At 41.1% G+C, this 14126-nt stretch carries 14 protein-coding genes; 12 read left to right on the plus strand and 2 right to left on the minus strand.

All coding sequences use genetic code 11. The annotated features are described in order from the left end of the window. Positions 1 to 138 precede the first annotated feature (138 nt). From PY364_RS04785 to glcD, 9 genes are all read left to right on the plus strand, one after another. A complete protein-coding gene (locus PY364_RS04785; protein WP_275521009.1) occupies positions 139 to 747 on the plus strand; it encodes a hypothetical protein in 609 nt (202 codons plus the stop codon). A 233-nt stretch (positions 748 to 980) separates the two neighbouring features. Next, the gene (locus tag PY364_RS04790; RefSeq protein ID WP_275521010.1) at positions 981 to 1229 is read left to right on the plus strand and encodes a hypothetical protein; all 249 of its coding nucleotides are present in this window, start codon (positions 981 to 983) and stop codon (positions 1227 to 1229) included. A 13-nt stretch (positions 1230 to 1242) separates the two neighbouring features. Continuing rightward, positions 1243 to 1635 carry a type II toxin-antitoxin system VapC family toxin gene (locus PY364_RS04795; protein WP_275521011.1) on the plus strand — a complete coding sequence of 131 codons (393 nt, stop codon included), beginning with the start codon at positions 1243 to 1245 and terminating at the stop codon, positions 1633 to 1635. Positions 1636 to 1656: 21 nt separating this feature from the next. Continuing rightward, complete coding sequence (locus PY364_RS04800) at positions 1657 to 1869, plus strand: hypothetical protein (protein ID WP_275521012.1); 213 nt, start codon at positions 1657 to 1659, stop codon at positions 1867 to 1869. After that, positions 1869 to 2255, plus strand: coding sequence for a type II toxin-antitoxin system VapC family toxin (locus tag PY364_RS04805; RefSeq protein WP_275521013.1), 387 nt, complete (start codon positions 1869 to 1871; stop codon positions 2253 to 2255). Before PY364_RS04800 ends, PY364_RS04805 begins: the two co-directional genes overlap by 1 nt. A 3-nt stretch (positions 2256 to 2258) precedes the next feature. Continuing rightward, positions 2259 to 4652, plus strand: coding sequence for a CHAT domain-containing tetratricopeptide repeat protein (locus tag PY364_RS04810; RefSeq protein WP_275521014.1), 2394 nt, complete (start codon positions 2259 to 2261; stop codon positions 4650 to 4652). Between the two features lie 142 nt (positions 4653 to 4794). Further along, positions 4795 to 5043: an AbrB/MazE/SpoVT family DNA-binding domain-containing protein gene (locus PY364_RS04815; RefSeq protein WP_275521015.1), complete on the plus strand. Its 249-nt coding sequence runs from the start codon at positions 4795 to 4797 to the stop codon at positions 5041 to 5043. After that, the gene (locus PY364_RS04820) at positions 5037 to 5393 is read left to right on the plus strand and encodes a type II toxin-antitoxin system PemK/MazF family toxin (RefSeq protein ID WP_275521016.1); all 357 of its coding nucleotides are present in this window, start codon (positions 5037 to 5039) and stop codon (positions 5391 to 5393) included. Before PY364_RS04815 ends, PY364_RS04820 begins: the two co-directional genes overlap by 7 nt. Positions 5394 to 5550: 157 nt before the next feature. Beyond that, positions 5551 to 7026: a glycolate oxidase subunit GlcD gene (glcD, locus tag PY364_RS04825; RefSeq protein WP_275521017.1), complete on the plus strand. Its 1476-nt coding sequence runs from the start codon at positions 5551 to 5553 to the stop codon at positions 7024 to 7026. Here glcD and PY364_RS04830 read toward each other — a convergent pair. After that, positions 7023 to 8924, minus strand: coding sequence for a PAS domain S-box protein (locus tag PY364_RS04830; protein ID WP_275521018.1), 1902 nt, complete (start codon positions 8922 to 8924; stop codon positions 7023 to 7025). The genes glcD and PY364_RS04830 overlap by 4 nt on opposite strands. A gap of 196 nt (positions 8925 to 9120) precedes the next feature. Here PY364_RS04830 and purH point away from each other — a divergent pair, with 196 nt between their 5' ends. The 3 genes from purH (at position 9121) to PY364_RS04845 (ending at position 12449) form a co-directional block, all read left to right on the plus strand. Next, the gene (gene purH, locus PY364_RS04835; RefSeq protein WP_275521039.1) at positions 9121 to 10674 is read left to right on the plus strand and encodes a bifunctional phosphoribosylaminoimidazolecarboxamide formyltransferase/IMP cyclohydrolase; all 1554 of its coding nucleotides are present in this window, start codon (positions 9121 to 9123) and stop codon (positions 10672 to 10674) included. Positions 10675 to 10823: 149 nt separating this feature from the next. Beyond that, on the plus strand, positions 10824 to 11744 hold the full coding sequence (locus PY364_RS04840) for a 2OG-Fe(II) oxygenase (RefSeq protein WP_275521019.1): 921 nt from the start codon (positions 10824 to 10826) through the stop codon (positions 11742 to 11744). A gap of 24 nt (positions 11745 to 11768) precedes the next feature. Beyond that, positions 11769 to 12449 (plus strand): GDSL-type esterase/lipase family protein, encoded by a 681-nt coding sequence (locus tag PY364_RS04845; protein ID WP_275521020.1) that lies wholly within the window; start codon positions 11769 to 11771, stop codon positions 12447 to 12449. Between the two features lie 117 nt (positions 12450 to 12566). On the opposite strand, the gene PY364_RS04850 is transcribed toward PY364_RS04845, so the two are convergent. After that, positions 12567 to 14051, minus strand: a complete 1485-nt coding sequence (locus tag PY364_RS04850; RefSeq protein ID WP_275521021.1) for an ankyrin repeat domain-containing protein — start codon at positions 14049 to 14051, stop codon at positions 12567 to 12569. Between the last annotated feature and the right edge of the window lie 75 nt (positions 14052 to 14126).

The following is a 14126-nucleotide window of genomic DNA, read 5'->3' on the forward strand; positions in this document are numbered from 1 at the left end:
TTATCAGTCAGGACTTACGCAAAACTATCCGTAACGCCGCCTTCTAGGCGGTAAAGATACCGCCAGGATGGCGGCGTTACGTAATCGTGCGTAAGTCCTAAGTATAACAGGACTTTGCCCATTATTCAGATGAGTCTTATGGGGAAAATGATTATTAAAGCACTTTCATCAAGGTTAGCTGTCGCATTTTTGGCGATCGCAACAGGTTTACTCACGCAGGCGACTGTGGCCAGTCAGGATTTGCAGAGGCAAGATTTGCCGTTTTTGCAAGCGGAGGTTAATGCAGGTAAGACACCTTTAAAAGTGGCGTTACCGACTTTAGCACAAGTGTTTCTGAAGGGCAATTCGTCAAAGATTGGACAAGTAATAGTAATTGATTCTCAGGGACAAAAGTTAGTGCTGAAGCATCAAAGTGGTCAAACACTATCGCTTCCTTTGGATCAAGTTGAAAAAGTGGTGTTTAAGGATGGGAATGTGTTTTATAGAACTGATGGCCGGATGGTGATGCGGGGGAATGGGAATGAACCAGTAGGTAAGCAAGATTCTTGGGTTAATATTCCGCTGAATGATTTTAAGTTGGGAGATGCAAATAAAGGTCAAGGAGAGGTGACTTTGGGGCCGCCTGTGGTTGATGAAGATAAGTTAGAGGGGATTCGGTTGGTGGCGAAAAATTCACAATTTGTTGTGGATGAAATGCAGTTTAATTTGCCGAAAAAGACGATGATGATTAAGGCAACTCCTTATTAAGGTAGGGAGACGGCATTGCCTATTAGTGTCAACTTAAGGTCAAATACTTAGTCCGTCAGGGGTTAAAACCCCTGCCTCAAAGCTAAAGTCCTCTAAAGAGGACTAAAGAACTCATTAGTCCTCTTTAGAGGACTTAAATTATTAGACAGGGGTTTTAACCCCTGGCGGGTTTTGGGAGTGCGACATCAATGGTGCTACAATAGGTAAAACTTCGTTAAAAGGGAGATACAACCATGAAAATAAAAGGCATCAAACGGGGTAACATTATCGAGATATCAGAAAACTTAAACATTCCTGATGGTTCAGAAGTTCTGATTGAAGTACCAGAGGCTTCGCGAAAGAGCGATGAGGAAAGAATGAAACGTTTACATCAAGTATTTGGAGCTTGGAAAGATAATACTGAACTGGAGGAAATTTTTGCCGAGATTGACAGAGAGCGGCATAATTATTTTGGCAGGAAAATAGATTTTTTAGATGATTAGTAGGAGATAAACTGTGTATTTGTTGGATACTAATATTTGTGTGGCACTGATAAAAGGTAATCCCGCTGCTGTTGCTAAATTCGATCCTAAATCTAAGGAGTGCTATCTATCGACAATCGTTTTGGCTGAACTCTATAAAGGAGTGTATTGTTCGCAGCAATTTGAAACAAATTTTAGGGAGGTAAATCAATTTATTAGGGAAATGGAAATTGTCCCATTTGATGGAGATGCGGCGGCAGAGTTTGGGATAATTCAAGGTGAGTTAAAACGTATAGGCAGACCGACAGGAGAATTAGATGCTTTAATTGCGGCGGTTGCTAGAGTGCGTGGAGATATTGTGGTGACTCACAATACTCGTGATTTTATCAATATTCCAGGGTTGCAATTAGAGGATTGGTTAATTTGATGAGGAGAAGTAGGTAAGGTTATGAAACGAATCAAAGGCATCAAACGGGGTAATATTATCGAAATATCAGAAAACTTAAATATTCCTGATGGTTCAGAAGTTCTGATTGAGGTGCCAGAGGCTTCGCCTCCTAAAAAACAGCGCCGTCCCCCGCTGTTTGGAAGCGATCGCGAAGTGATTTCCATATCTGACAAATTTGATGAGCCGTTAGAAGGTTTTAAGGATTATATGTAATGAGACTTTTGCTAGATACACATACCTTAATTTGGTTTTTTGCAGGCGATTCTCAACTGAGTTCTATCGCACGGATTCTAATTGAGGATGAAGATAATAATAAACTATTGAGTGTAGCAAGTGTTTGGGAAATGGCGATTAAGAAAAGTCAAGGAAATCTGAATTTTACTTTGCCTTTTCAAGAGTATATTGAAGAAAAACTCAGTTGGGAAGACTTTAATCTGCTGAATATCAATTTAGATCATCTCAATGCGATCGTAACTATGCCTTTTCATCATAAAGATCCGTTCGATCGCTTAATCGTCGCGCAAGCAATGGTGGAAGGGATACCTGTATTAAGTAAAGATTCTGCGTTTGATGCTTATTCTATTAATCGAATTTGGTGAATTATGAAAAGGATAAAACGAATTATTATCAGTGTTTTGGCTTTGGGTGTGTGTTTGACTCCTCTGACTGTGCCGATGATGGTTCAACCTAGTTGGGGGCAAAGTCAAGATTCACAGGTTTTAAAATTATTATTGTTACTTATACTGCAAGCAAAAGAACACCAACAAAAAGAGCAATATCAACAGGCAATTGAAACCTTGCAGGAAATTATACCTATTTCACGACAAATTCAAAACACTACTATTGAGTTATGGGCGCTTAGTGCTATGGGTTTTAATTATAACCAGATAGCTAAGTATCAGGAAGCATTGGATTACTATAACCAGTCTCTTACTATTGCCAAAAAAATTGGAAATCAGGATTCTGAAGCTGCTATTCTGGATAATCTTGGTCAAATTTATTATAAGATCGGTCAGCCACAAAAAGCATTGGAATATCTCAACCAAGCCTTGTCTATTCTACAAGAATTGGGTGAGCAGTCTAAGAGGGTGAGGACTCTAAATAATATCGGCGTAATCTACAATAGTATTGGGCAGCCACAAGCAGCTTTGAAATACTATAATCAAGCTTTACCAATTCTACAGAAGGCTGGTGATCGCAGTGGAGAAGCTGCTACTCTAAATAATATAGGTGCAGTCTATAGCAGCACCAAACAGCCTCAAGAGGCTTTAAAATACCTTAATCAAGTTTTGCCAATCATGCAGGAAATTGGCGATCGTGCGGGAGAATCTGCTACTTTGAATAATATCGGTGTAATCTACAGTAGCATCGGACAGTGGCAAGAGGCTTTAAAACACTTTAACCAAGCTTTGCCAATTATAAGGGAAGTTGGCGATCGCGCTATTGAAGCTGCTACTTTGAGTAATATTGGTGCAGTTTACCGAGATATGAATAAACCCATAGATGCCATCAAAAATTATGAGCAATCCGTCAATATTATGCTAGAAATACGAAGTGGTTTACAGCAAGAATATCGGCAAAAGTATTTAAAATCTGTAGGATATAGACCTATCAGCCTTATCGACATCCTCATCGATCAAAACCAACCCGATCGCGCCTTCCAATGGGTCAACCTCGCCACCACAGCCGACCTTGCCGACTACACCCGCCTCATCAACGCCAAAGTCAAAAACCCAGAAGCACAGCAATTAATTGACCAGTGGAATCAAAGAAGTCAGCAAATTCAATCCTTATCTCGCCAATTACAAGATAAATTTTCCGACCAACTTTCCCAACAAATCAATCAACTTCACGAAGACAACAGCAAACTTGCAGAAGAAATCCGCCGCGATTTCCCAGAAGTCGCCGAACTCTTTGAAACCACACCCAAAGACATCACCCAACTCAGATCCAGCATCCCCCCAGAAACCGTAGTCATTCAACCCGTCTTACTCACAAATGTCAAAAATGTCCCCAATACTATCGCCCTATTTGTCATAACAAAAGACAGTTTAAGCGTTAAAAAAATCCCAATTGACCCCGCAGAATTTGATAAACTCCTCACCGAATACCGCGAACAACTGCAAAACTATAAAGACGGCAGCATCATCGTAACTCGCCGCAAACTCTACGATATCCTCATCCGCCCCGTAGAAGAACAAATCAAAGCATTTTCTCCCAAACAATTGAGCATCATCGCCACAGGAAAACTGCGGTACATCCCCTTTGAATCACTCTATGACAATGAAGCAAAAAAATACCTAATCGAGAAATATCCCATTAACTATCTCACCCGCATTTCTACAAAAACAATTCCTGATTCATCCCTAAAAGGCGGCGTGTTAGCATTAGGAAATCCCGTTCCCCGCGCTCCCTATAATTTACCAGATTCACCACAGGAAGTTCAAAGCATTACCCAAATGTTTCCCGGTAGTTTATCCTATATCGGCAATGCTGCCACCTTCGACCAATTCAAAAATCAAGCACCTCGCTTTCCCTTTTTGCACTTAGCAACTCACGGATGTTTTCAACCTGAAGGTTGTTGCTTGCCTGACTCTCTAAATTGTAGAACACCCGACAGAGTGGATTTACAGCCGAATACTATCCTGTTTGCCGATCGCGAATTAAACATAGCCGATGCCGCATTATTAGGCCTAGAAAATACCCGACTTCTCACCCTCAGCGCGTGTCAAACTGCCCTGCAAGCTAATTCTAATGGTGAAGAAATATCGGGAGTTGCCTATATATTTGAGCGTGCCGGTGCAAAAGCAGTGATGGCGACTCTCTGGAGTGTTGAAGATCAGGCGACTAAGGAATTGATGATTGAGTTTTATCAGAATATCAATAAAGGCATGAGCAAAAGTGAAGCTTTACGGGAAGCAAAAATTAGTTTGATTCAAAGTAAAGGACATCCTTTTTTCTGGGCAGCATTTATACTAATAGGTGATGGACGGTGACAGCAGTTTAATGTTAATTCGAGAAGGAAACCGGTTTCTACGATAACTTTGGCATCCTCACCGAGATTGGCGTAAGAAACCCAGTTTTTGAGCCACCACACGAGTTACAATAGATAAACCTGAGCATGAAAATCGCAAATGTATGACAGCAAAAATAAACATCAGCAACTTGGGTAATTCCTTAGCTTTGCCAATACCAGACTATATTGTAAAATTTTTCAACCTGAAAGCAGATGATTCAGTAATTTGCAGTATAGAAAATGGAAAAATGGTCATAGAGCCTGTAAATCAGAAAGTTTCAAAATATACCCTAGATAAATTATTGGCAGGCGAAATAGAACCTAGCGAAGAAATCTCTTGGGGAAAACCAGAAGGAGAAGAAGTTTGGTAAACTATATCCCCGAACGAGGTCATTTCATTCGCCTCAATTTCGATCCTCAAGCAGGACACGAACAAATGGGTATTCGACCTGCACTGGTTGTGAGTCAAACTAAATTTAACCGAAAAATGGGGTTTGTGTTTGTCTGTCCGATTAGTACCACACAACGCAAAAATCCGTTTTATGTTCCCATTCCCGAAGGTGAAGTGGTGACAGGTGTAATTATGACAGATCAACTGCGTTCTTTAGATTATCGCTCAAGGCAAGCAAGTTTGATTGGTGAATGTCCAGAAGATTTAGTTAAGGAAGTATTGAAGCGAATTGAACCTATCTTGTTTGAAGATATGACTGTTGAGGAGTAGTTAATTATTAAGAATACGGCAGTTTTATAGTTTGCATTAACAATATCGACACTAATCCAAAAAACCGGGTTTATGCGATAATTATTGCATCATCACCAAAATTTAGCTAAGAAACCCGGTTTCTGATTCCCACACACCCACTTAAATTTACCCACCAATGATCGCCCTCGAAACTGAACGCAACTGGAAACCCATCATCAAAGAATTTGAAGCTGTAGTCGGCAAAAACGGCGTAGTTCAACGCCGCGAAGAATTGCTAGTCTATGAATGTGACGGACTCACCAGCTATCGCCAACGGCCCGCGCTAGTAGTATTACCGAGAACCACAGAAGAAGTCTCAGCGGCCGTAAAAATATGCGATCGCCACTCTATTCCCTGGGTAGCTAGAGGCGCGGGCACCGGTCTTTCTGGCGGCGCTTTACCCGTCGAAAACTGCGTATTAATTGTCACCGCCTTAATGCGAAAAATCCTGAAAATAGACTTAGAAAATCAGTTAGTTGTTGTACAACCCGGCGTAATTAATAATTGGGTAACGCAAGCAGTTAGTGGTGCTGGTTTCTATTACGCGCCCGATCCTTCTAGTCAAATTGTATGCTCAATTGGTGGTAATATTGCCGAAAATTCCGGCGGCGTTCACTGTTTGAAATATGGGGTGACAGTTAACCATGTTTTAGGCTTAAAATTAGTCTTACCTGATGGTTCAATTGTTGATGTCGGCGGACAAATTCCCGAAATGCCTGGTTATGATTTAACAGGTTTATTTGTCGGTTCCGAAGGTACTTTAGGAATTGCCACAGAAGTTACCTTAAGAATCCTGAAAGCACCAGAATCTATTTGTGTGTTATTAGCAGATTTTACCAGCATGGAAGCAGCAGGAGCATCAGTTTCAGATATTATCAGCGCGGGGATTATTCCCGGTGGTATGGAAATCATGGATAACATCAGTATTAATGCTGTAGAAGATGTTGTCGCTACTGGTTGTTATCCCCGCGATGCTGCTTCTATTTTATTAGTAGAAGTTGATGGTTTAGAAGTGGAAGTAGCGGCAAATAAACAATTAATTGCTGATATTTGTCAGAAAAATGGGGCGCGGAACATCACAACGGCAAAGGATTTAGAAACCAGGTTAAAAATTTGGAAAGGAAGGAAAGCTGCTTTTGCTGCTGCGGGTCATTTAAGCCCAGATTATTACGTGCAAGATGGCGTAATTCCCCGGACACAAATGGTTTATGTGTTGAAAGAAATTGAGTTATTAAGCGAAAAATTTGGCTATCGGATTGCTAATGTATTTCACGCTGGGGATGGCAATCTACACCCGCTAATCCTTTACGATAATGCTGTTAAAGGTGCTTTGGAAAAAGTGGAAGAATTGGGCGGTGAAATTCTGAAATTGTGCGTGAAAGTGGGGGGAAGTCTTTCAGGAGAACACGGTATTGGTGCTGATAAGAAATGCTATATGCCGGAGATGTTTAGTGAGGTAGATTTGGAGACAATGCAGTGGGTACGTCAGGTGTTTAATCCCCAAGGTTTGGCGAATCCGGGGAAGATGTTTCCCACACCTCGCACTTGCGGGGAAGCAGCAAATGCAAAGGTTGAAAGTGTTAAGAAATTTGAGGGAGTAGACGTTTTTTAGGTTAAATGCCGAATTGGAAGCTTAATATTAAACTCTGTACCTTGACCGATTTCGGAAACACAATTAACTTCACCTCTATGTCTTTCAGTAACAATTTGATAGCTGATTGACAAGCCAATTCCCGTACCTTTACCTACTGGTTTTGTCGTAAAGAAAGTATCAAATATCCGTTGCTTCACCTCTTCCGTCATTCCTGGGCCATTGTCAGCAATTTTGATTTCTACATAATTGTCATCTACAACAGAGGTGCTAATCTTAATCTTACTAGGATTGTCGCGAATTTCTTGGATAGTTCGCTCTTTATTGCTATCTTCCAAAGCATCAATTGCATTGCCGAGAATATTCATAAATACTTGATTAATCGGCCCTGCATAACATTCCACAGCAGGCAATTCTCCGTACTCTTTCACAACCTGAATAGCCTGAGTGCTTCCCGTAGCTTTCATACGATGATTAAGAATCAGCAAAGTGCTATCAATTCCTTCGTGGATGTTAACAGCTTTGATCGCCGATTCGTCATGTCGGGAGAAGTTTCGCAGTGAGTTAACTATCTGGCAAATACGGTCAACGCCTACATTCATTGAAGACAGCATTTGAGTTAAATCTTCCATTAAAAAATCAAGTTCTATCGCTTCTATTTTCTCTTTAATTTCTAAGACAGGATGGGGATAGTGCTGCTGATAAAGCTTGAGCAAATACAACAATTCTTGAGTATAGTTATCGAGGTGAGTGAGATTGCCATAAATGAAGCTGACAGGGTTATTAATTTCGTGAGCAACTCCTGCAACTAGCAACCCCAGACTGGACATTTTTTCACTCTGTACGAGTTGGGAATGGGTTTGTTGTAGTTGGTTGAGAGCTACTTCTAATTTTGTCGCTTGTTCTCTACTTTTTGCTTCGGAAATCTGCAAGGCTTCTTCTGCTTCTTTGCCTTTAGTCACATCCATCTGTACGCCGATAAAATGAGTTAATTTACCCTTGCGATCGCGCACTGGAGAAATTGCCAATTGATTCCAAAAAGCTCTCCCATCTTTACGATAATTCTTCAAAACAACTGTGCATTGGCTTTGATTTTGCAAAGCTTGACGGATTTGATCTACCGCTTCGGGATCGGTATCATTTCCCTGCAATAATCGACAGTTATTTCCGATGATTTCCTCCTGCGAATAGCCAGTCATTTTCGCAAAAGCAGGATTACAATAAATATTAGCCAGGTTAGATGTTGTCGCGTCGGCAATCACAATTCCGGTGCTAGCTGCTGCCATCGCCCGACTGTAAAGCCATAGCATTTCCTCTGTGCGTTTGCGATCTGTAATATCGCGCAGTGTGGCCAAATAAGCCATTTTTCCTTCCCATTCCGTCTCCACCACCCGCATTTCCACTATGGCATTTTCTCGATCTTTACGTAGGGCTTCAACTTCTGTTTGTACAACACGCATTCCTGGTAATTCTGTTTTTCCTACTTGATGAATAATATCTGTATTTATCTCTAGATCGCAGGCAGAACCTTCTACTACCAAATTCCCAAAAAATTCCTTACCTAAAAGCTCCTCATCTTTGCATCCAAAAAGATGTTGTGCCGAGGAATTTACAAAACAAACAAGTCCTTTTTTGTTGACAACAACTATACTATCGGCATTTTTAGCAATTACATTGTGAAATCTGGCTTCACTAGCTTTTAGATCGCGTTTTAGTTCTTCAATTGCTAATTGCATCTGGTGCAATTCGCGCTGGTGAGAAATATAAGATAGTGGCAGGTGACTTTCTGTTGTATCCTTCGAGAAAATATCGGGCGATTCTTCACTAATTGCTTCATTAGCAAGCTTTTTACTTATCGTTTGCTTTAAACCATTGATATTAGTAATATTACTTTCTGAGTTGGCATCAGGAACAAACATATTTAAGAACTCCTAATAAAATTACTTAGAAAATTTATGGTCAAAAATTATGAGCAGATTTAGCTTGATCTCACCTTGGTAAAAGATTCTAGCACATAATTTTTTTCGCAAATATTAAATTTTGATTAAACTTGATTATTGGTATAAAATAATCTTAAAATATAAATTGTATCTTTGCGATCGGGATTTAGAACCAATGGCGCGTCTGGCACTGCTGAGCACATCTGATAAAACGGGGCTAATTGATTTAGCTCACACTCTGGTAGAAGAATTTGGCTTTGACATCATTAGTAGTGGCGGGACAGCGAAAGCTCTAAAAGATGCTGGGTTGCCAGTCACAAAAGTTGCCGACTACACGGGTTCTCCAGAAATTTTGGGGGGACGAGTCAAAACGCTCCATCCCCGCATTCACGGCGGTATTTTAGCGCGTCGAGATGTCCCCCAGGATGTAGCAGATTTGACTGAAAATAATATCCGCCCCATTGATTTAGTCGTAGTTAATCTGTATCCTTTCGAGCAAACAATTGCTAAATCAGAAGTAACTTTGGCTGAGGCAATTGAGCAGATTGATATCGGTGGCCCTGCGATGCTGCGTGCCTCAGCTAAAAATCACCCTCATTTGACCGTTTTATGCAATCCAGAGCAGTATCCTATTTATCTGGAAGAATTGCGGGAGCGCGGAGGAGAGGCTTCCTTAGATTTCCGGCAAAAATGTGCAATTGAAGCTTTCAATCATACGGCAAATTACGATCGGGCGATCGCATCTTATCTCACAAATCAATCCTCTCTAGAAGCCAATCGCTCCTCTCTCGTACAACATTTTACAATTGCCGGAACCCAGTTACAATCGCTCCGCTACGGCGAAAATCCCCATCAAGCGGCTACTTGGTATCAAAGTGGAGAAAACCCTACTGGTTGGACGACTAGCACAATACTCCAAGGCAAAGAATTAAGCTACAATAATCTGGTAGATTTAGAAGCAGCTCGCAGACTGATTGTAGAGTTTCCAGACACTCCCGCTGCGGCAATTCTTAAACATACAAATCCCTGCGGTGCTGCTATCGGAAATTCCTTGTCAGAAGCTTATCAAAAAGCTTTCGATGCTGACTCAATTTCAGCTTTTGGCGGGATTGTAGCTTTAAATCGTCCCATTGATGAGGCTACGGCTAAAACATTAACTCAAACATTCTTAGAATGTGTAGTAGCGCCTGCTTGTGAACCAGCAGCTCAAGAAATCCTCAAGGGTAAGTCAAAAGTGCGGGTTTTGATTTTACCAGATTTGATTCAGGGGCCGCCACAAACTGTTAAAATAATAGCAGGTGGCTTGCTCGTGCAAGACTCAGACAATGCTATAGAAGATGCTAGCAAATGGCGCGTTGTAACTGAGAAACAACCTACGGCGGAACAGTTAGATGAACTGTTATTTGCCTGGAAAGTTTCCAAGCACGTTAAATCTAATGCTATTGTCGTGACGCGCGATCGCGCTACATTAGGTATCGGCGCTGGACAAATGAATCGTGTAGGATCGGTTAAAATTGCCTTAGAACAAGCCGCTTTGAAAGCCAATGGTGCATTTTTAGCCAGTGACGGTTTCTTCCCCTTTGACGACTCCGTGCGAACTGCTGCGGCGGCTGGAATAGTTGCGATCGCACAACCAGGAGGTAGTATGCGCGACCAAGATTCCATCAACGCCGCCAACGAACTCGGACTGGTAATGGTTTTCACCGACGTTCGCCACTTTTTGCATTAATGTTAACAGTTAACAGTTAACAGTTAACCGTTAACTGTTAAAGAATTCGCTGGTAAGTTCTTCCTTCTTCCTTCTTCCTTCTTCCTTCTTCCTTCTTCCTTCTTCCTTCTTCCTTCTTCCTTCTTCCTTCTTCCTTCTTCCTTCCTATTATGGTATCAACAACGCAGCAACTTCAAAGCAAAGATGTTAAAGTCAAAATTCTCCTAACAGGAGGACATCAGTGTACAGTCAATCTCAAATCAGATGCACCCCTATTGCACAGCCTAATCAAAGCTTTGATGGCTCGAACTCAGCAAACACCTGGTTTTTCGACATTATTCCAAATTCCCATAGATGATGGTCGTTCCGCTCTATGTTTTCCTAGCGAACAGTTAGTTGGCTTAGTCACAGAACCCCCGATTTACTTGCAGCAACAACAGGAACAAAAACCTATTATAGAAATTCCATCCCCCCCTCCCACTCCTATTTCCACCGTTCAGGATTTAACATCTCGCTATGCTCAAATTGAAAACTTCTTGACAGCCGCAGAAAACAAACAACTACTGCAATATGTCCTCGACAAAGAAGCAGAATTTGTTCCTACCAGCACATCAACTAATGCTGAAGATTATCGTCGTTCAATGGTGCTTCACTCCTTCCCTCAATTCTCAGAACTAATGGTCAATCGCATTAAAGCAATTCTCCCAGATGTCCTCCGCAAATTAAATATTCCCCCATTTCCTCTTGGCGATATTGAAGCTCAGCTAACCATGCACAACAACGCCAACTTTTACAAAATGCACAATGATAACGGCTCCCCAGACACATCTAGCCGATTCTTCACTTACGTTTACTATTTTAATCGAGAACCCAAGGGTTTTACGGGCGGGGAACTGCGGCTTTACGACAGCAAAGTTGAAAATAACTATTACGTTGCCGCCGACACTTTCAGAACCGTAGAACCCCGAAACAACAGCATCGTATTCTTCCTCAGCCGCTATATGCACGAAGTATTAGAGGTAAAGTGTCCTTCAAAAGCTTTTGCAGATAGTCGCTTTACCATCAATGGCTGGGTACGCCAAGCTAGTTAAAATTTAAGATGAAATAGGGGAGAAATGATGTTAGCAATTAATCCGCTAATTTGGATAGAAAAAAAGTTTTTAGGCATTTACACCGGATCAAAACTCATTCCTCCCCAGGATCACCTTAGTTCAACACTTTGGTGGAAAATTGCTGTATTATATCAAACTCGAATTACTCGCAATAAACAATACAAATGGGTGTTATTTGGAGATTCGATTTCAGCTCATATTGGCAATCCCTTTGGCAAATATTTCTTTAACTTTGCCATTAGCGGAATGAGTTTAGTTTCCCTAGTTGAACAACTAAAATTATTACAGAAAGCCCAGACTAAATGCGATCGTGCTATTGTTGCTATTGGTACTAATGATGCCTGGTACGGCATTAGCGATCAAATCTTTCTATCTTTGATGAAAGAGGCAATTTTCCTGCTACGAGAAATGGAAACCACTCAAATAGTTTTAATTCCAGCTTTTTATTCAACTGTTGCCGCTAGTTTTAACCCTTTACGAGCGGGTTCTCTTCAAAGAGTAGAGGAAATTAATGTACTCATTCATCAGGTAGCTAAAACCGAAAAATTATCCCTTGAAGGCGAAGGAATTTTTGCGCTTTATGCCGACAAATCCTTAAAGGAAGACTTAACAACCGACGGGGTACATCTCAATCAAGAAGGTTGCCAAGTTTATCAGCAATTTTTATTACAAATAATCACCTAATATGATTTAGTAAAAAACAGCCGACATACTGAATCAATTCAGCAGTCGGCAGAAAAAATTACAGCTTTTAACGTTTCTTCTCCAACTCCAGCTTAAAGCAGCAATTTAGCTTGAATTTTACTCAGTAGCACCCGTCTTTTTCAGCAAGTTTGCTGTGTCGCAGTAATTGTTATATTCCGCTAGCATTAAAGCCGTGTAACCGCCCTTATTTTTATGGTTTAAATCCGCTCCCACTTCAATCAAACTTTGTACAATATCGGCATAACCGCGATGTGCTGCCCACATTAAAGCAGTAGCATTCGCCTCATCTTGTAAATTGACATTTGCACCATTTTCTAACAATACTTGCACAATGGAAATATTGCCTCGATCCGCTGCTTTCATTAAGGCTGTTTTACCTTTTTCAGCAACTACATTCACATCCGCGCCAGCGTCAAGCAAAAGCTTGACTATTTCTGTATGTCCGTGAAATGCTGCTAAAGTTAAAGCTGTTTCCTCAAAGTTTTTTGCATTTAAGAAATAGGAACAATTCTGCGGCTCAACCTTTTGCAGCAAAGCTGCTACAATTGAAGTGTAACCGTGAAAAGTTGCCACCAGCAAAGGCGTATCACCTAGCTTATTTCTTACTTGGAAATTAGCGCCTCGATTCAAAAGCAATTCCACTACATCGGCATTACCTTCTACAACAGCAAAATTTAAAGCCGTTTCATCATCGTTATCTTTAGCATTGATATCGGCACCAGCGTCAAGTAAAAGAGTTGCAATCTCAATATTTCCTCCCCCCGCCGCCGCCATTAAAGCCGTACCTCCATCCCCATTTTTAGCATTTACATTTGCACCTGCATTCAGCAAAGATTTTACTACATCAACATGACCGAAATCAGCAGCCAAAGTTAAAGCATTTTCACCATCTCTATCCTGAAAATTAACATCAGCACCACCCGCCAACAATACTTCTACAATTGCTAAATTTCCAGATTTAGCACCTAAAATTAAAGGTGTTTTGCCCTCCCGATTTTTGAAATTTGCATCCAATCCATAATTAATCAAAATTCGGATGATTTCAGCATGACCTTGACTGCCGGCTAACAATAGTGTAGAATTATGTACATTAGCTTTAGCATCTAGTAAAGCTTGTACAACAGTCTTTTCACCTTGTAAAACTGCTACTTTTAAAGCAGTATCTCCGTCTTTATCTTCAACATTGATATCGGCTCCCGCATCCAATAGAAGTTGCACAATAGAGATATCTCCCTTTAAAGATGCCGCCATCAATGCAGTGCTGCCATCATCATTTTGGGCATTGACATCAGCACCCCTATTTATCAACAACCGCACAGCATCAACCTGTTTGTGAGCCGCCGCCAACATCAAAGCCGTGATGCCAAATTGTTTTCTGCCAAAGTTGACATCAGCGCCTTTATCAAGTAGAAGTCGCACAATTTCTGTATACCCTTTCTGCGCTGCAAACATCAAAGCCGTAGTGCCATCTCGATCCTTAGCATTGGCACTGACACCCTTAGCGAGTAAAGTTTGTACATTAATGATGTTGCCACTTTTCGCTGCCTGGATTAGTAAACCGTCGTGTTTGGTAGACCCCATAATTCCGCCTCATCCCATCTGTTTGTACCATCACATGAGACTGTCTAAATGGTATGCTAAGTTTTATAAAGTTTT

Source organism: Kamptonema sp. UHCC 0994, from assembly GCF_029167235.1.
Taxonomy (GTDB): Bacteria; Cyanobacteriota; Cyanobacteriia; order Cyanobacteriales; family Microcoleaceae; genus Kamptonema.

Bases quoted from the DNA above. Each gene is read 5' to 3' on its own strand.
- PY364_RS04790 (WP_275521010.1), top strand. From the start codon at position 981: ATGAAAATAAAAGGCATCAAACGGGGTAACATTATCGAGATATCAGAA.
- purH (WP_275521039.1), top strand. From the start codon at position 9,121: ATGGCGCGTCTGGCACTGCTGAGCACATCTGATAAAACGGGGCTAATT.
- PY364_RS04805 (WP_275521013.1), top strand. From the start codon at position 1,869: ATGAGACTTTTGCTAGATACACATACCTTAATTTGGTTTTTTGCAGGC.
- PY364_RS04845 (WP_275521020.1), top strand. From the start codon at position 11,769: ATGATGTTAGCAATTAATCCGCTAATTTGGATAGAAAAAAAGTTTTTA.
- PY364_RS04840 (WP_275521019.1), top strand. From the start codon at position 10,824: ATGGTATCAACAACGCAGCAACTTCAAAGCAAAGATGTTAAAGTCAAA.
- PY364_RS04810 (WP_275521014.1), top strand. From the start codon at position 2,259: ATGAAAAGGATAAAACGAATTATTATCAGTGTTTTGGCTTTGGGTGTG.
- PY364_RS04830 (WP_275521018.1), bottom strand. From the start codon at position 8,924: ATGTTTGTTCCTGATGCCAACTCAGAAAGTAATATTACTAATATCAAT.
- glcD (WP_275521017.1), top strand. From the start codon at position 5,551: ATGATCGCCCTCGAAACTGAACGCAACTGGAAACCCATCATCAAAGAA.
- PY364_RS04815 (WP_275521015.1), top strand. From the start codon at position 4,795: ATGACAGCAAAAATAAACATCAGCAACTTGGGTAATTCCTTAGCTTTG.
- PY364_RS04785 (WP_275521009.1), top strand. From the start codon at position 139: ATGGGGAAAATGATTATTAAAGCACTTTCATCAAGGTTAGCTGTCGCA.
- PY364_RS04850 (WP_275521021.1), bottom strand. From the start codon at position 14,051: ATGGGGTCTACCAAACACGACGGTTTACTAATCCAGGCAGCGAAAAGT.
- PY364_RS04800 (WP_275521012.1), top strand. From the start codon at position 1,657: ATGAAACGAATCAAAGGCATCAAACGGGGTAATATTATCGAAATATCA.